This window comes from Asaia platycodi JCM 25414, from assembly GCF_000614545.1.
GTDB classification, from domain to species: domain Bacteria; phylum Pseudomonadota; class Alphaproteobacteria; order Acetobacterales; family Acetobacteraceae; genus Asaia; species Asaia platycodi.
The window spans coordinates 76,547-99,055 of the sequence record NZ_BAKW01000008.1 but is presented as its reverse complement, the minus strand read 5'-3'; the positions used below and the strand labels follow the sequence as shown (position 1 = coordinate 99,055).

Annotated in this window: 14 protein-coding genes and 7 pseudogenes; 13 read left to right on the top strand and 8 right to left on the bottom strand. The window is 58.9% G+C overall.

The window, feature by feature from the left end; genetic code table 11:
* Positions 1-73 precede the first annotated feature (73 nt).
* The 3 genes from JCM25414_RS18485 to JCM25414_RS08210 all read right to left on the bottom strand — a co-directional run bounded on the left by JCM25414_RS18485 (position 74) and on the right by JCM25414_RS08210 (position 2,872).
* Positions 74-1,219 (bottom strand): MFS transporter, encoded by a 1,146-nt coding sequence (locus tag JCM25414_RS18485; protein ID WP_242403444.1) that lies wholly within the window; start codon positions 1,217-1,219, stop codon positions 74-76.
* A gap of 83 nt (positions 1,220-1,302) precedes the next feature.
* Positions 1,303-1,509, bottom strand: a complete 207-nt coding sequence (locus tag JCM25414_RS24860) for a hypothetical protein (RefSeq protein ID WP_242403443.1) — start codon at positions 1,507-1,509, stop codon at positions 1,303-1,305.
* Positions 1,510-1,855: 346 nt separating this feature from the next.
* Positions 1,856-2,872 carry a LacI family DNA-binding transcriptional regulator gene (locus JCM25414_RS08210; protein ID WP_025841313.1) on the bottom strand — a complete coding sequence of 339 codons (1,017 nt, stop codon included), beginning with the start codon at positions 2,870-2,872 and terminating at the stop codon, positions 1,856-1,858.
* A gap of 493 nt (positions 2,873-3,365) precedes the next feature.
* Here JCM25414_RS08210 and JCM25414_RS21660 point away from each other — a divergent pair, with 493 nt between their 5' ends.
* The 13 genes and pseudogenes from JCM25414_RS21660 (at position 3,366) to JCM25414_RS27095 (ending at position 16,703) form a co-directional block, all read left to right on the top strand.
* On the top strand, positions 3,366-3,830 hold the full coding sequence (locus JCM25414_RS21660) for a hypothetical protein (RefSeq protein ID WP_051535777.1): 465 nt from the start codon (positions 3,366-3,368) through the stop codon (positions 3,828-3,830).
* A gap of 52 nt (positions 3,831-3,882) precedes the next feature.
* Positions 3,883-4,865 (top strand): annotated as a pseudogene (locus JCM25414_RS18475) (lytic murein transglycosylase).
* Complete coding sequence (locus tag JCM25414_RS23690) at positions 4,852-5,718, top strand: septal ring lytic transglycosylase RlpA family protein (protein ID WP_025841312.1); 867 nt, start codon at positions 4,852-4,854, stop codon at positions 5,716-5,718. Before JCM25414_RS18475 ends, JCM25414_RS23690 begins: the two are co-directional and overlap by 14 nt.
* 9 nt (positions 5,719-5,727) lie before the next feature.
* A complete protein-coding gene (locus JCM25414_RS08190) occupies positions 5,728-6,960 on the top strand; it encodes a D-alanyl-D-alanine carboxypeptidase family protein (RefSeq protein ID WP_025841311.1) in 1,233 nt (410 codons plus the stop codon).
* Between the two features lie 3 nt (positions 6,961-6,963).
* Positions 6,964-7,593 (top strand): dTMP kinase, encoded by a 630-nt coding sequence (tmk, locus tag JCM25414_RS08185; RefSeq protein WP_025841310.1) that lies wholly within the window; start codon positions 6,964-6,966, stop codon positions 7,591-7,593.
* Positions 7,590-8,531 carry an AAA family ATPase gene (locus tag JCM25414_RS08180; RefSeq protein WP_025841309.1) on the top strand — a complete coding sequence of 314 codons (942 nt, stop codon included), beginning with the start codon at positions 7,590-7,592 and terminating at the stop codon, positions 8,529-8,531. The genes tmk and JCM25414_RS08180 overlap by 4 nt, the downstream gene beginning before the upstream one ends.
* Positions 8,528-10,067: pseudogene (gene metG, locus JCM25414_RS18470) on the top strand (methionine--tRNA ligase). Before JCM25414_RS08180 ends, metG begins: the two are co-directional and overlap by 4 nt.
* 11 nt (positions 10,068-10,078) lie before the next feature.
* The gene (locus JCM25414_RS08170; RefSeq protein ID WP_025841308.1) at positions 10,079-10,861 is read left to right on the top strand and encodes a TatD family hydrolase; all 783 of its coding nucleotides are present in this window, start codon (positions 10,079-10,081) and stop codon (positions 10,859-10,861) included.
* The gene (locus JCM25414_RS08165) at positions 10,858-11,643 is read left to right on the top strand and encodes an MBL fold metallo-hydrolase (RefSeq protein ID WP_025841307.1); all 786 of its coding nucleotides are present in this window, start codon (positions 10,858-10,860) and stop codon (positions 11,641-11,643) included. The genes JCM25414_RS08170 and JCM25414_RS08165 overlap by 4 nt, the downstream gene beginning before the upstream one ends.
* A gap of 278 nt (positions 11,644-11,921) precedes the next feature.
* Complete coding sequence (locus tag JCM25414_RS08155) at positions 11,922-13,868, top strand: PrkA family serine protein kinase (RefSeq protein WP_025841305.1); 1,947 nt, start codon at positions 11,922-11,924, stop codon at positions 13,866-13,868.
* A 189-nt stretch (positions 13,869-14,057) separates the two neighbouring features.
* On the top strand, positions 14,058-15,200 hold the full coding sequence (locus tag JCM25414_RS18465) for a YeaH/YhbH family protein (RefSeq protein ID WP_369346028.1): 1,143 nt from the start codon (positions 14,058-14,060) through the stop codon (positions 15,198-15,200).
* A 2-nt stretch (positions 15,201-15,202) separates the two neighbouring features.
* Positions 15,203-16,424, top strand: a pseudogene (locus tag JCM25414_RS18460) (SpoVR family protein); the annotation flags it as partial.
* A 66-nt stretch (positions 16,425-16,490) separates the two neighbouring features.
* Entirely contained in the window at positions 16,491-16,703 is a 213-nt protein-coding gene (locus tag JCM25414_RS27095; RefSeq protein ID WP_456303451.1) for a hypothetical protein, read from the top strand.
* A gap of 470 nt (positions 16,704-17,173) precedes the next feature.
* On the opposite strand, the pseudogene JCM25414_RS18455 reads toward JCM25414_RS27095, so the two are convergent.
* The 5 genes and pseudogenes from JCM25414_RS18455 to thiO all read right to left on the bottom strand — a co-directional run bounded on the left by JCM25414_RS18455 (position 17,174) and on the right by thiO (position 22,504).
* Positions 17,174-19,752 (bottom strand): annotated as a pseudogene (locus tag JCM25414_RS18455) (cation:proton antiporter).
* Between the two features lie 104 nt (positions 19,753-19,856).
* Positions 19,857-20,467, bottom strand: a pseudogene (gene thiE, locus JCM25414_RS18450) (thiamine phosphate synthase).
* Positions 20,464-21,236 (bottom strand): annotated as a pseudogene (locus tag JCM25414_RS18445) (thiazole synthase). Before JCM25414_RS18445 ends, thiE begins: the two co-directional pseudogenes overlap by 4 nt.
* A gap of 3 nt (positions 21,237-21,239) precedes the next feature.
* A complete protein-coding gene (gene thiS / locus JCM25414_RS08125) occupies positions 21,240-21,437 on the bottom strand; it encodes a sulfur carrier protein ThiS (RefSeq protein WP_025841304.1) in 198 nt (65 codons plus the stop codon).
* 96 nt (positions 21,438-21,533) lie between these two features.
* A pseudogene (gene thiO / locus JCM25414_RS18440) lies at positions 21,534-22,504 on the bottom strand (glycine oxidase ThiO).
* Between the last annotated feature and the right edge of the window lie 5 nt (positions 22,505-22,509).

The window sequence follows — 22,509 nt, the reverse complement described above, 5'->3', positions numbered from 1 at the left end:
GCAACGCCTTGTGCAGGAAGTGAAGGAAGTTGCCCCGAGATCCGCGAGTCAGGACAGGAAAACGAGGCAAGGCTCAAAGCGCGTCTTCCTGCGCCATGAGATCACGCCCCTTGGTCTCGGGAATGGCGAAAGTCGCGACGATGGCAAGGCAGGCTAGGAACACCACGTAGGTTGCGAGCGGGATCCAGGCATATTTGCCGCTGCTCACCCCACCAATATGGAAGCGGGCAAACATCGCGATCAGAAACTGCCCGACCATCGGAGACACCCCCCCCGCAATCACGGAAGAGAATTCGCGGGTGAACGAGACAGCCGTATAGCGATGGCGCAGCCCGAACATCTCCGGCAGCAATGCGCCTTGCGTGCCGAACATGCCCCATGTCGCAACCCCAAGCGCAAACGACAGGGCGATGGACGACGCCAGAGGATTACCCTGGCTGAACACGTACCAGACTGGCAGCGCGCTCACAGCCTGGAGAATGGCAAACCCACGATAGACACGCACGCGACCGAAGCGATCGCTCAGCAATCCCGCAACGGGAATGGTCACGCCACCCACCACAGCGGCCCCGATCAACACGAGAGTGCCCCACTGGCTGCTCATACCGACGGTGTGCACCAGATAGCTGATTGCCAGCACCTGATAGATGGACGACCCCCCATTCTCCGCCATGCGAAGCCCGAGCCCGGCGAGGATCGGACGCCATGAGGTCGTGAGTGTCTCACGAATGGACATTACCTCTTCATGACGCTCGTCGTCCTGAATTTTCGCGAAAGTCGGTGACTCCTTGAGTCGCAGGCGCATGTAGAGCGCGATGACCAGCAACAACGCACTGCCAATGAAAGGCACGCGCCAGAGCATGGTCTGGGTGATGTCGGGCACACCGGTCAGCATGGAATAATAAATCAGCCCAGCCGCAACCGTACCGATCTGGATGCCGAGAAAGGGCAGGGCTGCATAATAGCCCCGGCGCTTTCTCGGGGCTGACTCGGTCATCATCACGGCCGCACCGGCCTGTTCAGCACCTGCTCCGAAGCCCTGGGCCATGCGCAGAAAGACCAGCAGCAGCGGCGCCGCGATACCAATACTGGCATAGGACGGAATAAAGCCGATCAGCGCACTGGCCAGCCCCATCAGGGTGACGGTCAGCAGGAGCACTCTCTTTCGGCCGTAGCGATCGCCCATACGCCCAAAGAAGATGCCGCCGATGGGGCGCACGGCAAACCCGATGAAATAAGTAGCAAAGCTCGCAACCAGACCGAGACCGGGAATATTGCTGGGGAAAAAGAGCGGACCGAAGATCAGGCAGAAGCGAGGCTGTAGAGCGCGAAATCATAGTATTCCATCGCGCTGCCGATAGAGCAGGTCCATGCGGCACGACGCAGCTCGGACACGGGCATTTCGGGACGTGAAGCGGCCTCGGCAGCGGCTTCGCAAGCGCCGATTCCACCACGGGGATTCTGTCCGCGCAGATCGTTCTGTCCCTTGTTCATGACGAGTGAGATCATGACCACACCTTCGTCTCAGAAAGAGCGGAAAAGCACCGTAGCGGTGTACCGTGTGAACGGGAGGCGAAGCGCCTGACCGCCATGAGAACCGTATCAACCATCATCACAAACCGCCTTGAACCCGGGACAGTCAGGTTCTGCTTGAGTAATTAGATCGATCTAAAAGCCTTCCGGAGAAATGTGCCGAAGAAGTATACGGCGCAAAAGGGCAGGGAAGGAAAGAAGGCTGGCGAACAGATCTAAACAAACTGTAATGACAACAAAACGCTCATTTGAAACAAAAGTCACATGTTTTATGTGATGCAAATGTCACTCTTATGTGATGGCCCATTTACACCTGACCAGCCTAAGCCCGCGTACTGTCGCGCAATACAAGCTCGGGTGTGATGACATGACGCTCAGAGGCCCGCTCGGGCCTGGCCAGACGCTGTTGCAGCAGCCCTGCAGCCACAGAACCGATCCTGTGAGGCATGGTGGCGATTGTGGTGAGAGAGGGAAAGGCAGCAGCAGCCTGAGGCAGGTCATCCATGCCGATTACGGCAAAATCAATTCCGACGATCATGCCGCGCCGACCCAGATGATGAAAAAGCGAGAGGGCGATGATGTCGTTGTAGCAAATGGCAGCATCCGGGGGATCGCCTGAGGCAAAGAGGCGATCAAGCGCCTCTTCGTCATAGCGATTATCGCGGGTACCCGCGATCACAGGCATGGAGGTCAGCCCGAGGCGCCTGATGGCTGTTGTGTATCCATCGAGACGGGCCAATGCGGCAGAATGCATTTCCATCGAACCGATGAAGACAATTCTCTTTCGGCCCGTCTCGACGAGATGAGCCATCGCCTGCTCGATGCCCGCCGCATAATCGGCGGTCACGACGTCGCCCCGGCCGTTGGGAATCTCACGCAGCACCTGCACGTAGGGCAGGCCGAGCCTCTCAAGCTCGTCGATAAGCGCCTGGTCACTGCCGATGGCAGGGCAGATGATCAGCCCGTCGACATTATGCTCGCGCAGACGCCGTATCTGACGGTTCTGCCTCTCGGGCGATTCCGCCGTATTCGCAATCAGGCAAATCGCCTCCGACGTGTCATTGGCCTGTTCCACCCCCGCTGTCAGCGTGCTGAAAAACGGATTGGCGATATTCGATAGAACGAGGCCTATGGTTCCGGTGCGGTTCTGTCGCAGATTAGCGGCGCCGCGATTATAGATGTAACCGAGCCGCTGCATGGCCTCCTTGACGCGCTCTCGTGTCGGTTCAGCCACGAGAGGACTGTTGCGCAGCACGAGAGACGCCGTCGCGCGCGAGACACCGGCCTCTTTCGCAACGGCGAGCAGGCTGACCGCGGTAGAGGCAGCGGGTTTTTTCATACGATGACGCCAACTAAACAGGGGATATGATCACGAACAAGCCAGATCATAGTGAAGCAAATCGTACCCTATCCTTTTCCTGTGGCTATCGGCAAAGACCCTGCTGTCACGCTTCATCAATCCTTGGCGCCATATCTTCAAACAGGAGGTATGTTTCAGACCCGCCACTTGCTGGTCTTGGGATCGCACCGTTATTCTTCCACGAAATATTCGTTAATCCTTGGGTCAGCCCATAGTTTGTCACTGGACGCTTTTCGGGCTGGAGCCTAGAACCGGCCCCAACGTTCCAAACCCGAATATGTCACAATGTCACATCGCAGCGCTGTAACGTGATCATTTTGTCTGTTTTTTAAGTATAAACTCAGGCGAAACAGCAATATAGCAACGCTACGACCCGCATAATTCAGTCAACATCGATGGGCTTCGAGGGATTATCTTCCCGAGAGTGGCCGATCGGCCACCATGCTTTACATCGCATCTAGGGAATCCACTCTTGGCGAAAACAGTACGACCGCGAGCGACCTCCGCGAGAAAAAGAAAACCGTCTACCGCGCAGTCTGACGCAGAAAAGGACGTTCTGTCTCCACAGCAGGAGACGGCAATATCTTCAGAAGAAAGCCTGCCCGCGCAGAACGAGGCGCCGCATGAAGACGGGTCCGCAAAGGCAGATGAAGATACAAGGTCGACCTCATCTCCTTACCCGGTCCAGGCACTTTATTTCGACGCGACATGGTATCTGGCGACCTATCCAGATGTAGGGGCTTGCGGGATCGATGCGGTCGAGCATTTCATGACCCATGGTTATCTTGAGGGTCGTGACCCGAATGGCGCTTTCAGTGTCTCCGAATATATCGCGGCAAATCCCGACATTCCCTTGACGATCAACCATTCCTGCACTTCATCATGCATGGTGCCGCTGAAGGTCGTCCGCTTCGCCGCTGAGGCGGCCTTCTGGTGACCAACAGGACCGAACAGGCAAGGATGACATCGTGCTGACTCGACGCTCGCTCATGGCCGCCGCTGCTGCGGCCGCTCCCGCTCTCTGTGGGAGCAGTGTTGCGCGAACGCTCAGCCATCCGGCAAAGCCTGCTGCCCATGGCAGCTACGGTGTCTTTCTCAACACGCTTCGCGCCGAGGCCCTGAGCAAGGGCATTTCCGCCAGCACGCTCTCACGCGCTTTCGCGCTCACGACTGAACCTAACGCGAAAGTTATCAAGCTCGACAGGCATCAGCCGGAATTCACGCTGACCTGGGCGCAGTATCGCGAGCGCGTGATCAGCGGCACGCGCATCAGCCAAGGCAAGGCGGCGCTGCAACAATATGGCAAGCTCCTCAACGCCTCAGGGGCGCAATATGGTGTCGACCCGCGCGCCATCATGGGGATATGGGGGCTTGAATCGGGTTTCGGTCGCAAGATCGGCACGTTCTCGGTTATCGATTCACTCTCGACCCTTGCCTATGACGGGCGCCGCGCCAGCTTCTTCCGCGGCGAACTGTTCAAGGCGCTTCAAATTCTCGATCATGCGATATCGCGCCCGAGGCAATGCTGGGCTCCTATGCCGGGGCGATGGGTCAGCCGCAATTCATGCCCAGCGCCTATCTGCGCTATGCGGTCGATGCCGATCATGATGGCCGGCGCAATATCTGGTCGAGCGAGCAGGATGTCTTCGCTTCGGTCGCCAATTATCTGCATGGCTCGGGCTGGCAAGCCGACGAGCCCTGGGGCCAGCCGGTCAAACTGACTCAGGATATTCCCCAGACCCAGCTCGGCCGTGGAAACAAGCAAAGTCTCGCTGCCTGGTCGGCGCTCGGTGTGCGTCGTGCAGACGGCTCGACCTTCTCCCGTCGGGATGTGACGGGTGCCGTGCTGCGCCCGGATGGGCCTGGCACGGAATCATTCATGGTCTATCGTAACTTCGATGTGATCCGACGCTATAACCCGTCAGATTTTTATGCGCTCGGTGTGGGATTGCTCGGCTATGAAATCGGTTAAGGCGTTCGTTTCTTTTCTCGCAGCAGGAGCGGGCCTCGCCGGGTGCCACCATCAGGAAGTGGCCAGGCAAGCCAGCCCTCACTACATCGTGGGACAGGCCTGGCAGGGCAGTGAGTCGTGGTTCTATCCCGCCGAGCGTTTCGGCATAACGGAAACAGGGTTGGCTGTCATCCAGCCTCCTCCAAAGGGCGGTCTCACTGCTGATGGCGAGATCTGGTCGGCACAGGCCATGACCGGCGCACATCAGACATTGCAGCTTCCTTCGATTGTAAGCGTACATAATCTTGCCAATGGCCGGATTGTGAAAATCAGGCTGAACGATCGCGGGCCTGCAGCGGCAGGGCGCATGCTGGCGGTAACTCCACGCGTTGCGAGCCTGCTCGGCATGAGTGATGCGCCAACCCCCGTTGAGATCATCGAGGATGAAGCGCTCAGCCGTCAGATTGCCGAGTCCAATCCCGATGCACCGAAACTTGACATCGCGGCAGCCCCGCGTGAGGCGATCGTCGCGCAATCGCTCGATGATGGCAGCACACGCACGCTGGGCATGAAACCGGGCGACACCCAGACAGGCGCAAGAACTCTGCTTTTGCCTGAAATGCCGCAAACGATCATGCAGGGCGTGGCAGAGACGCCGCTCTATCATATCGAACTCGGCAGTTTCTCGGGTCATGCCGCAGCCGCACGTGTTGCCGCACAATGCGGGGCAGAGATCACCCAGGAGACTGGCGGCGCGGGCACTTTGCCGTGGATGGTTTCACTCGGCCCCTTCACAACCGTGCCCGAGGCGGATAGGGCATTAGCTCAGGCGCGCCAGTGCGGTGGTACGGGCGCACATATCGTGGCCAAATAAGGTGTTGACGTGCGGACAAGACGTTTTCTGCTCTCGGGTGCGGCTGGGTTAGCCGTTTCAACTCAGTTTGCTTTCGCACGCCCGCGACGCGGAAAAGTCGCGGCGAGCGCGGCGGCAGCCTCATCCGGCAGCCCCAGCATGCCGAGTGCCTCGCCTGCCACCACCCCGATCGGCCCGCTCGATACGGTTGCCCGCTGGGCGTGCATCATCGATTTCGACACAGGCGCAACCCTGCTCGAAAAAGCGGCCGATGAACACATGCCGCCTTCGTCACTGACGAAGATGATGACGGCTTATGTGACGTTCGGCATGCTGCGCGCCGGACATCTGACGCTCACCCAGTCCCTGCCGGTCAGCGAAAAGGCATGGCGCACGCAGGGATCGAAAATGTTCGTGCCGCTCGGTCAGAGCGTCACAGTGTCCGATCTGATCGAGGGCATGGTCATCCAGTCGGGCAATGACGCCTGTATCGTGCTCGCTGAGGGCATTGCCGGATCTGAAGAGCAGTTCGTCAATCTGATGAACCAGACCGCTGCCAAGCTTGGCATGACGAACACCCATTTCATGAATTGCACCGGCCTGCCGGATGAATCGCAATATATGAGCGCACGCGACGTCAGCCGTGTCGCCATGCATCTGATCCGCGACTACCCCGAATTCTATCATCTCTTCTCGGCCACCGAGTTCACCTACAACAATATCAAGCAGGGCAATCGCAACGTCCTGGTCGATAAGGGCCTCGCAGATGGTCTCAAGACCGGCCATACCGACGCTGGTGGTTTCGGACTCTGTGCCAGTTCCAAGCGTGATGGCCGACGCATCATCATGACGATCAACGGTACAAGCTCGATGAATGAACGTGCCCATGAGGGCGAGCGCCTGCTCGGCTGGGCCTTCGCCAATTTCGAGAATGTCACCCTGTTCCATCACGGTCAGGTAGTCGATCACATGCCGGTCTATATGGGTGAGGCCGCCGAGGTTGCCCTGGTTGGCACGCGCGATATCGTACTGACCCTGCCGCATGGCTGGCAGCAGCGCAGCAGGATCAGCGTCGAATATCCGTCTCCTGCCATTGCGCCTGTCATGGCGGGTCAGACCATCGGCGCACTCGTGCTCCAAAATCAGGGCATGCCTGATATCCGTCTCGATCTGGTTGCCGCCAGCGCCGTGCCGCGCCTCGGTCTGGTCGGGCGGGCTCTGGCGCGTCTTGGCCATGGCCCCAAACCCGTGCCGCATAGCTGAGGCGTGAGCGGGCTTTTCATTACCTTCGAGGGCGGAGAAGGGGCGGGCAAATCGACCCAGACCCGCCTGCTCCATGCGACACTCACAAAGAGGGGTCACATGGTGCATCTCACACGTGAGCCCGGCGGGTCAGCCGGTGCAGAGGCGCTGCGTGAGCTGATCCTGTTCAGCGAGGCGCCCCTCTCCCAGCGTGCTCAGGCGCTTGCCCATATGGCAGCGCGAGCCGACCATCTCGACAGCCTCATCCTGCCGGCACTTGCGCGTGGCGAGATCGTGATCTGCGACCGTTTTCATGATTCGACGCTCGTCTATCAAGGCTACGGTCTGGCACGCGGCGATGCAGCGAGCCTCGATTTCATTCGCTCGCTGCGTGGGTTGCTGGCTTGCGAGCCCGATCTGACGCTGATGCTCGATGTACCGCCCGAACTCGGAGCGGCTCGCGTAGCGGCAAGAGGGGGCAAGCTCGACCGCTACGAGCAGGAAGAGGCGGCGTTTCATGAACGCATCGCCGAGGGTTTCGACAAGGTGGCGCGCGAAGCACCTCAGCGCGTCAAACGTGTCGATGCGCGCCGCGCGCCCGATCAGGTGGCCGACGCTATTCTCTCTATCGTCACGCCCTATCTGCCGTCATGACGGCATCGGACCATCCTGCCGCCTTGCCTCTTTTCGGCCACGAGGCCGAGCTGGCCCTGTTCAGAAAGGCCTATGAGTCAGGCAGGCTTCATCATGGCTGGATGATCCACGGGGAGACTGGCATCGGCAAGACACGCTTTGCCTTTGCCTGCGCGCGCCTTCTGCTGAACGGCGTAGATCTCCAGAGCCGGGCGGGCCGCCAGATCAGCGCAGGCACCCATCCCAACCTGCTACTGATCACCCGACGCATGGATGAGAAACGCAAGCGCATGCGCCAAGAGATCGTCATAGACGACGTGCGCCCGGTGCAGGATTTCCTGCATCATACCGCTGCTGACGGTGCCTGGCGCGTCGTGATCGTCGATGCGGCCGAAACGCTCAATCGTAATGCCGCCAATGCGCTACTCAAACTGCTTGAGGAGCCGCCCAACCAGACCGTCTTCTTTCTGACCTGCCCGACACCCGCGGCGCTGTTGCCGACGATCAGAAGCCGCTGTCGCCTTTTGGCGCTCGATACGCTCTCAACGGAACAGACAAGGCAGGTGCTCAGACACCATGGCCGGAGCGGTGCCGAACTCGACACGCTGGCCGATCAGGCGCATGGCGCGCCGGGGCGCGTACTGGCAACCGATCAGGGAACGGACAGAACCGCTCGCCATCTGGCCGATGCCATGCTGGAGACCGGCGAAAGCGCAGACCCGGAAGCTCTGGCAAGCCTGTTGCGTCACGATGATGGTTTTGCCGTGCTCTGTTCTTTGCTAGGAGAAGGCCTTGCGAACCGGGCCAGAGAACTGGCCGGGCAGGGGAAGCTGATCGGGGCCAGCAAGGCCGCAGAGGCGTTCTCATCCCTTCAGGCGCTTCAGCGCGAGACCGAACGGTTCAATCTGGACAAGAATCAGGCTGTCAGACAGGCAGCCGCCATAGCGAGTGCCCCATGACTTCACGGTATTACGTCACCACCCCCATCTATTACGTGAATGGCGCACCGCATATCGGCCATGCCTACACGTCTGTCGCTGCCGATGTTCTGGCGCGATTCAATCGTCTGGATGGCAAGGATGTATTCTTTCTGACCGGCACGGACGAGCATGGTCAGAAAGTCGAGCAGGCCGCGCAGACTGCCGGTGTCGATACACAGAGTTTCACGGATGGCATTGCCGCAGATTTCCGAAGCATGGCCGACGCCATGGATATCTCCTATGACGATTTCATTCGTACTACCGAACCGCGTCACAAGCAGCGGCTCAGGCTCTTTGGGAGAAGGTCGCTGCGAACGGCCATATCTATCTCGATGCCTACGAGGCTGGTACGCCCTTCGTGACGAGTGCTTCTATTCCGAAGACGAGCTGACCTCACACGCTGACGGCCGCAAGACGGCCCCTACCGGCGCGCCGGTGGAATGGGTGCGCGAGCCCTCCTATTTCTTCCGTCTTTCTGCATTCGAAGACCGCCTGCTGGGGCTCTATGAGCAGCACCCGGAATTTCTCGGCCCGTCCGGCCGACGCAATGAAATCGTCAGCTTCGTCAAACAGGGGCTGAAAGATCTTTCCATCAGCCGCACGAGCTTCAAATGGGGCATCCCTGTCCCTAATGATCCGGGCCACGTGATGTATGTGTGGTTCGACGCTCTGACCAATTATCTCTCGGCACTAGGTTATCCCGACGAAAACGCCGAGCACATGAAATACTGGCCCGCCTCGGCGCATATCGTCGGCAAGGACATCATCCGCTTTCACGCCGTGTTCTGGCCTGCTTTCCTGATGGCCGCCGAGATCGACCTGCCACAGTCGGTCTATGCCAATGGCTGGTGGACGATCGAAGGCGAGAAGATGAGCAAATCGGTCGGCAATGTGATCGACCCACGCGATCTGGTGCAGAGCTTCGGCCTCGACCCTGTGCGCTTCTTCCTGCTGCGTGAAGTGCCGTTTGGCGGAGATTCCGATCTCAGCCGACGCTCGCTCATCAACCGTCTGAATGTCGAACTGGCAAATGATCTCGGTAATCTGGCGCAGCGCACGCTGAGCCTCATCGCCCGAAACTGCGACGCCAGTCTGCCTGCGTTCGATACGCTCAGCGAGGATGACACGACCCTGCTCGCCAGTGCCTCGCTTCTGCCCGATCTCATGCGCGGCCAGCTTGCACGCTTTGCCCTGACCGATGCGCTTGAGGAAGTCTGGAAGCTTATCCGCGCCTGCAATTCCTATATCGACCGTCAGGCTCCGTGGGCGCTCAAGAAGACCGATCTCGTGCGTATGGCAACGGTGCTGCGCGTTCTGCATGAGGCGCTGCGCCACATCGCCATCCTGCTTCAGCCCTATATGCCGGGTACGATGGACAAGCTGCTGATCCAGCTTGGGGTCGCACAGGACAAGCGCGATTTCGCCTCCCTCGCCGAGAGTCTCGAAGCTGGCATTGCCCTACCCGCACCACAGGGTCTCTTCCCGCGTTATGTCGAGCCTGAAAGCGCTGCGTGAGGGAACACCGCATGACCGGTCTGATCGACACCCATTGCCATCTCGACCGTCTAGATGACGTTCCCGCCGCCCTTGCTCTGGCAAGAGAGCATGGGCTTTCGGGCATGACGACCATCGGAACGCGGCTGTCGCGGGCACAGACCCAGATCGATCTCACGCGTTTCGATACATCCGATCTGCGTGTCTGGTGCGCCATCGGCACCCACCCCGATCATGTCGATGAAGAGACCCTGCCGGATGTCGCGACCATCGAGCGACTGGCAGAGCCTGATGGTGTCATCGGCATCGGGGAATCTGGCCTCGATTATCTGCATGGTGCCCTGCCGATGCGCGCGGCCCAGGCGGAGAGCTTTCGCGTGCATATCGCGGCGGCACGCAAGACCGGACTGCCGCTCGTCATCCACGCACGCGAAGCCGATGACGATGTTGCGGCCATATTGCGCGACGAGCATGAAAAAGCTGCTTTCCCGTTCCTGCTCCATTGCTTCGCGTCCGGCATGGCTCTCGCGCGGGCGGCCATTGAACTTGGTGGTTATATAAGCTTCTCCGGGCTGCTGACCTTTCCGAAATGCGAGACGATACGCGACGTGGCGCGCGCCATGCCGCAGGACCGGATTCTCGTCGAGACGGATAGCCCCTTTCTCGCCCCTGTGCCCAAGCGCGGCAAACCGAATACGCCGGGCTACGTCGCCTACACCGCCGCGCGTCTGGCGCAGGAGCGCGGCATGGAAATCGAGGCCCTTACCGATCTGACCACAGCCAATTTCTACACGCTGTTCAGGCGCGCCGCATGAAAGTCACGATTCTCGGCTGCGGTGGATCTGGCGGTGTGCCCATGGTCGGGGGCGCAGACGGGGCAGGGATCTGGGGCGCTTGCGACCCATCCGAGCCCCGCAATGAGCGTACACGCTCGTCCATCGTCATCGAGGCCGATAGCGGCAAGCGGCTTCTGGTCGATTCAGGGCCTGATCTGAGGGCCCAGCTACTTCGTGCGAAGATCGGTATCGTTCATTCGGTGCTTTATACCCATGAACATGCCGATCATGTTGCCGGGCTGGACGAGTTGCGCGCCATCAACCGTATGCTTGATGCGCCATTGCCGCTTTATGCCACCGAGACGGTCATGGAAGAGCTCGAAGCGCGCTACAGTTACGCTTTTCGGCCCTGGAGCGGGACCGGATTTTTCCGGCCCGTGCCTGACCCGCACCCGATTACCCTGACCGACCGACTCAACGTTTGCGATCTCGATATCCAGCTCTTCGAACAAAGGCATTATCGCATTCCGACCGTGGGAATCCGCTGCGGCAATTTCGCCTATTCTACCGATGTCGAGCATCTGAGCGAAGACTCGCTGGCCTGTCTGGAAGGCATCCGGACCTGGGTCGTCGGCTGCTTTCAATACGAGCCGCATGTGGCCCATGCCTGGGTCGATCTGGTGATCGAATGGTGCAAAAGGCTCAAGCCCGAGCGGACGATCCTGACTCATATGGGGCCCGGTCTCGATTATCAGACGCTGCGCCGCGTGCTACCCGAGGGCATCGAGCCCGGATATGACGGCATGGTTCTCAGCCTCTAAATATTTCTCCGATTAACCAGTTTTTTGTTGAAGCGCAGTTCAACATCGCGATAGCGTCATCGTATCGGGTCAGTCCGGTCCTTTTAGACATCGCGTGAATTCCCTGAAATTCCGGTATTACCGGGCCAGTCTTTTTAATGTCGGAGCAGCCCATGCCTCCGCACCTATTGTCGTCTCCCATAGCCTGACTTCCCGACTTATCGCCTGCATGTCTTTCGGTGGGTATGACCGTTTCGCCCCCCGGCCCAGTGGCAGGCTTCCATCGGAGCATATGAGTCATGAGTTCATTCTCGGACGTCTTTACGCTGGCTTCTTCCTTTCGTGAGGAACGTCGGGAAACAGAGATGTCGCTGGCTTCCTACCTGTCTCTCTGCCGTGAAGACCCCAGCAGCTATGCGAGCGCCGCGGAGCGCATGCTCAAGGCCATCGGCGAGCCGGTCATGCTGGATTCTTCACGTGACCCGCGGCTGAGCCGCATTTTCATGAACCGCACCGTACGCACCTATCCTGCCTTCGCCGATTTCTACGGTATGGAAGATGCGGTGGAGCAGATTGTCGGCTTCTTCCGCCACGCCGCTCAGGGGCTGGAGGAGCGCAAGCAGATTCTCTATCTGCTCGGCCCGGTCGGCGGCGGCAAATCCTCACTTGGCGAACGTCTCAAGACCTTGATGGAGCGCGAGCCGATCTATGTGCTCAAGGCGGGCAAGGAAATCAGCCCCGTCTTCGAAAGTCCGCTCGGGCTGTTCGACCCGGAGCGTTTCGGGGCATCCCTGCTCGATCAATATAATATTCCCCGTCGCGTTCTGACCGGCATTGCAAGCCCCTGGGCGCTCAAACGCCTCGAGGATTTTGACGGCGATATCTCGCGATTCACGGTCGTAAGGCTTAACCCGTCGAAACTGCGCCAGATTGCCATCGCCAAGACGGAGCCGGGTGACGACAATAATCAGGATGTCTCGGCGCTGGTCGGCAAGGTCGATATCCGACAGCTTGAACATTTCAGCCAGAACGACCCCGATGCCTATAGCTTCTCAGGTGGTTTGAACCGGGCCAATCAGGGACTTCTCGAATTTGTCGAGATGTTCAAGGCGCCGATCAAGATGCTGCATCCTCTCCTAACGGCAACGCAGGAAGGGAATTATGTCGGTACCGAGAATATCGGCGCTATCCCCTTTACCGGCGTAATTCTGGCTCATTCGAACGAAGCCGAGTGGCAGTCTTTCCGCAATAACCGCACCAATGAGGCTTTCCTCGACCGTGTCTGCGTCATCAAGGTGCCTTACTGCCTGCGCGTCACCGAAGAATCCAGAATCTACGAAAAGCTGATTCAGTCTTCAGCCCTCGGGGAAGCGCCCTGTGCGCCGCATACGCTGGAAATGCTCGCCCAGTTTGCCGTTCTGTCGCGCCTCAAATCACACCCCAATTCAACGCAATTCGCCAAGATGCGCGTCTATGACGGCGAGAACATCCGCGAGACCGACCCCAAGGCGCGCGCCATGCAGGAGTACAAGGACAGCGCCGGTGTCGATGAAGGGATGGAAGGCATCTCGACCCGCTTCGCCTACAAGGTGCTCTCGGCCACGTTCAATCATGACCCTTCCGAGATCTCGGCCGACCCCGTGCATCTGATGTATGTGCTCGAGCAGGCCGTGCGTCGCGAGCAGTTTCCTGCAGAGATTGAGGCCGCCTATCTGGCATCACTCAAATCCGATCTGGCTCGCCGTTATGCCGAGTTCCTGGGGAATGAAATCCAGAAAGCCTATCTGGAAAGCTATAATGACTACGGTCAGAATCTCTTTGATCGCTATCTCGATTACGCCGATGCCTGGATCGAGGATCAGGACTTCAAGGACCCCGATACCGGTCAGTTGATGAATCGCGACCTGCTGAATGCCGAACTGAGCAAGACCGAAAAAGCGGCGGGCATCGCGAACCCGAAGGATTTCAGAAATGAGGTCGTCAAGTTCTCGCTTCGCTCAAGAGCTGCAAATGGAGGACATAACCCTTCATGGACGAGCTACGAGAAAATCCGCGACGTCATCGAGAAGCGCATGTTCAGCCAGGTCGAGGATCTGCTGCCGGTCATCAGCTTCGGCTCGAAAAAAGACAGCACCAGCGAACGCAAACATGACGAGTTCGTCAGCCGTATGGCCGCGCGTGGCTATACCGAGCGTCAGGTCAGGCGTCTGGTCGAATGGTATATGCGCGTCAAGCAGTCTGCCTGATCTCTCGATAACGGAGCGTTTCATGGAAATCATAGACAGGCGCCCGAACCCGCACGGCAAGAACACCGAAAACCGCCAGCGCGTCCTGACGAGGGCGCGCCAAGCCATACAGACAGCGGTGCGAGACGCCGCGGCGCAGGGCGCATTCGCGAGATCGGGCAGGATAGCGCGGTCTCGATCCCGGCAGATGTGCTGCACGAGCCCAGTTTTCACAGGTATTTCAGTGCTGGAGCCCGTAGTTTCGTACTGCCCGGCAACAAGGAGTTCGTCAAGGGCGATCGCCTGCGCCGCCCGCCGGGAGGCGCAGGTGAGGGAGGCGGCGAGGGGAGCGGTGCCGGCGATCAGGGCGGCGGCGAGGATTCCTATCGTTTTGTTCTCTCACGCGAAGAGTTTCTCGATCTGTTTTTTGACGATCTGGAGCTTCCCGATCTCGTCAAACGTGAAGTCGCCGCGACCTCATCGCTCGCTACAAGTCGCTCTGGCCTGACGAGCGACGGCTCTCCCTCGCAGATTGATCTCGGGCGCACCATGCGACGCTCCATGGGGCGGCGCATCGGGCTCAAGCGCCCGAAACCTCAGGAACTGATCGAGATAGAAACCGAAATTACGGCACTTGAGGAAGAACGCCCGTTATCGGATACGCAATTCCTGCGTCTGCAGGAGCTGCGCGAGAGCAGAAACCTTCTGCGTCAGCGACTGGCACGTATTCCCTGGGTGGACCCGGTCGATTTGCGTTATCGCCGCTTCACGCCAGTGCCCAAGCCGACCACTCAGGCGGTAATTTTCTGCATCATGGACGTCTCGGGTTCCATGACCGAGAAAATGAAGGAGCTGGGCAAGCAATTCTTCATGCTGCTGCATGTCTTTCTCGAAAAACGCTACGAAAAGCTCGAAATCGTGTTCATCCGCCACGCCGAAACTGCGGAGGAGGTCGATGAAGACGTGTTTTTCACAGATCCGCGCACCGGCGGCACCGTTGTCTCGACAGCACTCGACCTCATGCATGACGTGCAGCACGCACGCTATCCCGCCGATAAATGGAATATCTATGTCGCGCAGGTGTCGGATGGCGACAATATTTCATCCGATATGAGCAAGGTCAACCGCTTGATGACCGAAGCTATCCTGCCGGTCGTGCAGTATTTCGCCTATGTCGAGGTCAGTATCAGCGGGGCACTTTTGCGTAGCGAGACCGATCTTTGGCGCGGTTATAAAATCATTGCCGATAGCACGCCCCACCTCGCCATGCGTCAGGTGCAGGACCGACGCGATATTTTTCCGGTCTTCAGAGATCTTTTTGCCCGTCGGACAACCGAACGGGCAGGGGAGTGAGCATGCTCTATACAGGCACCGACTGGAGTTTCCCGATCCTGCGCGACTGCTATGGCGAAATCGACCGCATAGCGAGCGAGGAGCTCAAACTCGACACCTATCCCAACCGGATCGAAATCATCACCTCCGAGCAGATGCTCGACGTCTATACCTCACACGGCATGCGATCAGCTATCCGCACTGGTCAGCGGGCAAGCGCTTTGTCTCGCATGAGAACGCCTATAAGCGCGGGCTGATGGGTCTGGCCTATGAGGTCGTGATCAATTCGAGCCCCTGCATCAGCTATCTGATGGAAGAAAACACCGCGACCATGCAGGCGCTGGTGATTGCTCACGCAGCATTCGGCCATAATCATTTCTTCAAGAACAACCGCCTGTTCCGCGAGTGGACGGATTCAACGCAGATTCTGGATTATCTCGAATTTGCTCGTGGCTATGTCGCCCGTTGCGAGGAGAGATATGGCATCAAAGCCGTCGAGCGCATTCTGGACGCTGCTCATGCCCTGCAAAACCAAGGGGTCGACCGGCACACTGGCAGCAAGCGTCTCGATCTGCGTCAGGAGCAAGAGCGCGCCCGCGAGCGACGCGCTTATGAGGATGAGCAATTCAATGATCTCTGGCGTACCCTGCCAGAGGGGCAGAAACCAGCTCATGACACCGCGGATTCAGGCGACCAGATCACGGCTCTCGGCCTGCCAGAGGAGAATATTCTCTATTTCCTGGAAAAAAATGCGCCCAGACTGGCGAACTGGGAACGCGAGATTATTCGTATCGTGCGCTTGATCTCACAATATTTCTACCCGCAGCCTCAGGCCAAGCTGATGAATGAAGGCTGCGCCACATGGGTGCATAATTTCATCATGCATCGCCTGCACGACAAAAAACTGATCGACGATGCCGCGATACTGGAGGTTATCCATTCCACCAGTAACGTCATCACCCAGAGGGGCTTCGATGAGGGGGGAGGGCCGAACTTCAATCCCTATGCGCTGGCTTCGCCATGATGACCGATATCGCCCGTGTATGCACCGATCCTACGGAAGAGGACAGGTTGTGGTTTCCCGACCACGCAGGCAATCTCGATCCGGTCGGTACGTTGCATCATGCTTGGGCAGAATATCGCGATGAGAGTTTTGTGCAGCAATTTCTCTCTCCCAAGGTCATGCGCGATTTTCGTCTTTTTCGCCTCGAAGACGATCTGTCTCAGCCTTATCTGCTGGTTGACGCGATTCACGATGAGGCGGGCTATCGTGACATACGGCGTTCGGTCGCTTCGTCATACGATCCAGGGTTGCTGGCCGAGGAGATCGAAATTGTTGGCGCCGATCTGACAGGCGACCGCATTCTGCGCCTCGAGCATCGCACGAGACCCGGCAAGCTTCTGCAACCTACGGATGCAAGGCTGACGCTGGAACATCTGGGCGCTCTGTGGGGCTACGGTGTGATCCTGAAGGAAGTCGACAGCCAGACAAGCGCAGAGCTTGGAAGCTACGCGCTGGCGTGACCGCGGAAGCCAAAATTGATGACAAACGCCATAGACAGCTTTCGGGCTGTCTATGATCCCCACACACGAGTTGGCATAATATATCTTATCGAACTTTTATTTATTCGCTTCAGAAGGGAGTTTGCCTGCCGTGCGGCAGTCCTGGCTCCAGATCAGACGACAGGAATTATCCACAAGCAGAGTCTTTCCGACACAACTCTCAACACAGCCAGAGCATGCGATTGGGCCCGGTGTGGACGATGAGTGGCCCCTTTTTTTTCACCGTCGTTTCGAGCCGATCAACACCCGTAGATCCTGCAGACGCTCAGATGTCCAAAATTCTCGCCCCGCTCCGCCCAGCAGAAGTCGGTCGAGCCAGCAGACTGGCCAAGATCATCGGTTCATGAAGGTAAAACTACATCGCCAGTGATCATGACGTTTTTCGCGGCGAGATATGTGCAGATGCGGCGCATCCGTTCTACTGCTCGTGATCAGTCGGGTTTGGCGTCCTTATCGCCTGATCTGATGAGTTCACGCGCCGGGATGAAAGGCTCCTTGTTTCCGCCGAGCACCAGAGACAGCTTGTGCCCTTCAACGAGACGCGCCTCTGCGCGCTCATCGATCGTGCGGCGCACAATCGGATATTCCTCGACCAGACGCATGAACAAATTCGACGGGATGGCCAAGAGATGACAGAATTGCATCGTCCGAACCGTGCCACGCGACTGCGTCTGGTTGATGAGCGACGCTGCCCCGATCAGATCCCCTGCCCCGAACTGCACATCCTGCTCAGCGATGTGCACCTCGGCGAGACCCGCCACCACGGCATAAATCACCTTGATCTTGCCGTTGCGGCGCAGAAGCACCTCACCGGGTGACGCAAAACGCAGGGAAATATTCATCGCCAGATCGTGCAACACCCCGTCGGGCACGCCACGAAAAGCCGGAAAAGAACGAAGCCGCTGCTCGATGCCGCTCTTGATATTGAAGCGTAGCGGCTTCTCGAGGCGCTCCTGACGCTTTTCGACATCTTTCAGCAGCTCACGATACAGCTCTTCACTGACGAGATTATCGGAAAGGAGTTCGTCGTATTCCTCTTCCTCAAGCCGCAGTGCAATCTGATGCAGAATGCGGCTTTCGAGCGCCTCGGAATATCCCTGATAATGCAGACGCATCATCTCGAGCGCATCGTCTAGCATGCGACGCTGACGCCCCAGAACCTCGGAGACAATCTCACCAATACGGTTGCCCAGCGTCGGCTCCAGACGCTCATGCATGAAGCGCATGAGCGAGAGCGAGACCAGATGGGCGATAACCAGCATCTCGAAGCGCTCCGACATGCAGTACATCAGCGGCTTGTCGATATGAAAACGCTGATGCAGCATCTGGGCCACGCGAAAGCGCATCGTCGGACGCAAACGGCGACGCAGGGCACGCACATAGCCATAGCGCCCTTCAAGCCTCGCCCCATCTACCATCGCCTCGGACGAGCGCAGAAGCGTTTCCATAACGCGTCGCGACAGCCCGCGAATACGGAACAGGTCAAGCAGAAGCGAGCGTTCCCGATTGGCAATGGTTATCAGGGCGAGCGTCACACGCTGCCTGTCTCCAAGTGCCGTATCAAATGTATTGGCCTCGCTCTCTTCCTGCGCGCGACGCTCGATCTGCCCGATAATGGTCTGCTGTGTGCCAGAACCGAAACCGAGTTCATCGGCGAGCGCATGGGTGCGCTCGGCCACCTGAGCGAGACCGCTGCTCAACACCTGATGACGCATGGCCTGATCGATGGCCGGAAGCTGATCGAGCTTGAGAAACACCACGAGATAGCGCAGCGTCGTCCCATTGACGAGCAGCGTGATCAGCACGAAACCAGTCGCGATGATCCCGATGAAATGGGCCGTCGAGGTCGAGACGCGCTGATTTTCAGTAACCGCCAGTGCCAGAGCGAGCGTGATGGCGCCGCGTAACCCGCCCCAGACCATGGTGGTCTTGAACGGTGCGGGTACTGGGGGCGAAAGCTTGGCAGCGGCAAGGATCGGCAGCAGCCCGAACACTACCGCCCCTCGGGCGAGAAGACCGGCGACCGTTGCAATGAGAATAAGCACGCAGTCCCAGCGCGTCATACCAATCAACAGACGCGGCACAAGCATCGAAGCCAGCACGAAAACGAGTGAGCCCGCCCAGAAGACGAGTTGCACCCAGAGCTCGTTGAGAAAACGCCAGACCTGCGGCCGGAACGTGGAAGGCCCATAAACCGAGAGCGTCAACCCGGATGCTGCCGTTGCCACCACACCGGAGAAACCGAGAAATTCATCGCAAATGATGTACACGACATAAGGCAAAGCGAGCGTGAGCGTGATCTCGGCCGCCACAGAGCCGCCTAGCCCTGCGATCATCAGCAGCGTTAGCCGCCCGACCGCGACACCCACCACGATTGCCCCGCCAAATGAGGCCAGGAAGTCGATAACTGTCTCGCCGAGCTCGATATGACGATGCGATGTGACGGAAGCCAGAAGAATGGAGAATATGGCAATAGCTGCAGCGTCATTGAGCAACGCCTCCCCTTCGACCAGTCTGGTCAGACGCGATGCGGCGCCGATCTCACGAAAGATCCCGGCCACGGCTGACGGGTCGGTGGTCGCAACGATCGAGCCAGAAGCAGGCAGACCACCATGGACTGACCAGCAAAGGGATAAAGCGCACCGCCAATGGTCAGGGTCGAGACAAGCACCGCCACGACGGCAAGGAGCAGTACTGTCGCTGTCTCATGTGCGAGGCGACGCACGTCGATTGCCAACGCGCCCTGAAAAACCAGTATGGGCAGAAAGATGAGGAGAAAGGCTTCGCTGTTGATCGGAAAATAGAGCAGCGTCTCGGCGGCGCCGTCAAAAATCTCGGTCAGGGAAGAACGCAGCAGAAGGTCGGCTGCCGCGCCAATGCCGATACCGGCGAGGGCAAGAAGAACGGTCTCCGATACCTCGAGCCGACGGGCCAAAGGCTGCACTGCGCTGATGAGCACCATCAAAAGCGCCAGCGCCAGAATAATGGCAGCCAGTCCCGTCACCATCATGCGCGCGTGTTCTCCCCTATTTCCTGCAAGATGAAAACTCTATACGCGAATCCTCACGACTCCGCGAGGGCGACACCCCGATTTAAAGGAAATATTACCGCTTTTCAGCCCGAACATGCCTTCAACCAAGCCTCCACCTGATTTTCGGGATCCTCCGATGCGATGAAATCGGAAACCGCCGCAACACTATCGGCACCCGCCGCGATGCAGGACGGCGCGCGGGCCTGGTAATGCCCCCAATCGCGACCAGCGGCATGTCGGGGCCAATGATACGACGCCATTCTGCCAGCTTCTCGACGCCCTGAGGTTCCCAGATCATCTTCTTGAGCTTCGTCTCCCAGATCGGGCCGAGAGCGACATAGTCGGGTCGGACAGACAAGGCGCGTTCGAGTTCCTGATGGGAATGGGTCGAGATACCGAAGGCAATACGGGCTGCTCTTATCTGGTCGAGATCGGTTGTATCGAGATCTTCCTGCCCGATGTGAATATAGTCGATGCCGAGTTCGAGAGCGAGTTGCCAGTAATCGTTGAGAACAAGACGCACGTTATGACGCGCAGCCGCTTCCTGACCCTCAATTACCTGTGCTCGCAAGGTTTCGGTCTCGAGGTCCTTGAGGCGCAGCTGGATGAACCGTGCACCGGCAGCACCAAGACGCTCGACCCAGCGCGGATGATCGACGACCGGATAGATCGGGGATGGGAGCAATGAACTCATGATGCGAAACTTGCCTTGCCTAAAGTGGGCGTCGAAGGAACGGCCATGTCGCGCTCGTCCATCGGGTCTGCCGCTTTTGCCAACTGCCCGACCTCGCAGGCTAGACGAAAAGCCTCGGCCATCGCGGCAGGATCACCCGCCTTTGCGACCGCCGTGTTGATCAGAATAGCGTCATAGCCCAGCTCGAACGCCGTCACCGCATGGGATGGACGCCCGATTCCGGCATCGATCACCATCGGAATTTCCGGGAAATGGGCGCGCAGGGCGCGCAACCCGAAGAGATTGTTCAGCCCCCTGCCGGACCCGATCGGTGCACCCCAGGGCATGAGCACCTCGCAGCCGGCACGCAGCAAACGCTCGGCCACAACGAGATCTTCCGTCGTATAGGGAAAGACCTTGAAGCCTTCTTCGTTCAGGATACGCGCTGCCTCGACAAGAGCGAAGACGTCGGGCTGCAGCAGATCGCCCTGACCGATAACCTCAAGCTTGACCCAGTCGGTGTCGAATACCTCACGGGCCATCTGGGCGGTTGTCACCGCCTCGCGCACCGTGTGACACCCGGCGGTATTCGGCAGAACAGGGACATTGAAACCACGTACAAGCTCCCAGAAGGCCTGCCCTGCCTGCAGACCGGCAGATTCCCGCCGCAGCGAAACCGTTACCGCGCCAGGCGACCGCGCCGTACGGAGTCTGCGAGAATGGCGGGGCTGTCATACAGCGCGGTGCCCAGCATGAGCGGCGATGAGAAATCGACGTCGTAAACACGCATGGGTCAGCCCCCCTGCATCGGCGCAAGAATTTCGAGCCTTGCCCCCTCTTCCAGCGCCTTGCCTCCCCGCGCCGAACGAGGCACGAAAACGCCGTCCACTGCTGTCGCTACTTTCGTTTCGCCATAGCCGAGCTCGATCAGCGCTTCGGAGAGGAAGCGGCTCGCAATGAGCTTCGTCTCGTCATTCACCATGATCTGCATGGCAGTTCTCTCCTATTTCTGATTGCGTCGGGCTGCCTGACTGAAACAGCCCGACGCTCCCTCGCACCGCATGAAACGCCCCTGTTGTGGCGAGGATCAGGCAGCTTGTGTAAAGATGATCTCCGCCACTTCCGCAGCTCTCGCGGGAGAAAGCAGGAAACCGTGACGATACATGCCATTGACCGACAGGTGATGGCCCTCACGATGAACGCGCGGCACATTATCCGGGTAAGACGGCCTGATACCCGCATTGGCTTCTATGATTTCCGCCTCGGCAAAGGCCGGGTGCAGCGTATAAAGCGCATTGAGCAGCTCGCTCATGGCACGCACGGTGATCTCACGCCCGTCATCGCTCTCGACCATCGTGGCGCCCACCATGAAAATACCGTGCTCACGCGGCACGATATAGATCGGGATACGCGGGTGCAGCATACGCACGGGGCGATGAAGCGTGACATCAGGGCAGCGCACGAGGATCATTTCGCCGCGCACACCCCGCAGGTCCGGCTCGGTACCGCGCGCCTGAATGCCGGTGCAATCGACCACCCAGTCGAAACTGCCCTCAACCACCGACGTATCGAGCCTGATATGACCGCCCAGCATCAGAAGACGCTCCTTAAGACGCCCAAGGGCGATACGCGGATCGACATGTCCCTCTTCAGCGAAAAACAGCGCCCGGTCGAAACGGCCGGCGAGATCGGGCTCGAGTGCGGCGATGGCCTCTGAGCCCAGCGTTTCGAAATGGCTGGTCCGCTTGCCGAAACGCGTAAGCTCCACCTGATCGCGCGGCGGTGCGACAACGAGGCTGCCATTACGGATGACACCGGGCACATGATCTGCCCACCACGCGAGTGACGCGAGCGAGTCACGGGTCACTTCTTCCGGGGCGCTTCTGCTTCGCACCAGGGGGCGAGCATACCGCCAGCAAACCACGAGGCGCCGCTGCCGATACGCGGCCCCGCTTCGTAAAGCGTTACCTGCGCGCCGCGTTCGGCAAGGGTTACGGCGGTCACGAGCCCGGCCACTCCAGCGCCCTGGATGAGTATCGTCGGTCCCGTTCCCACCATGTCGA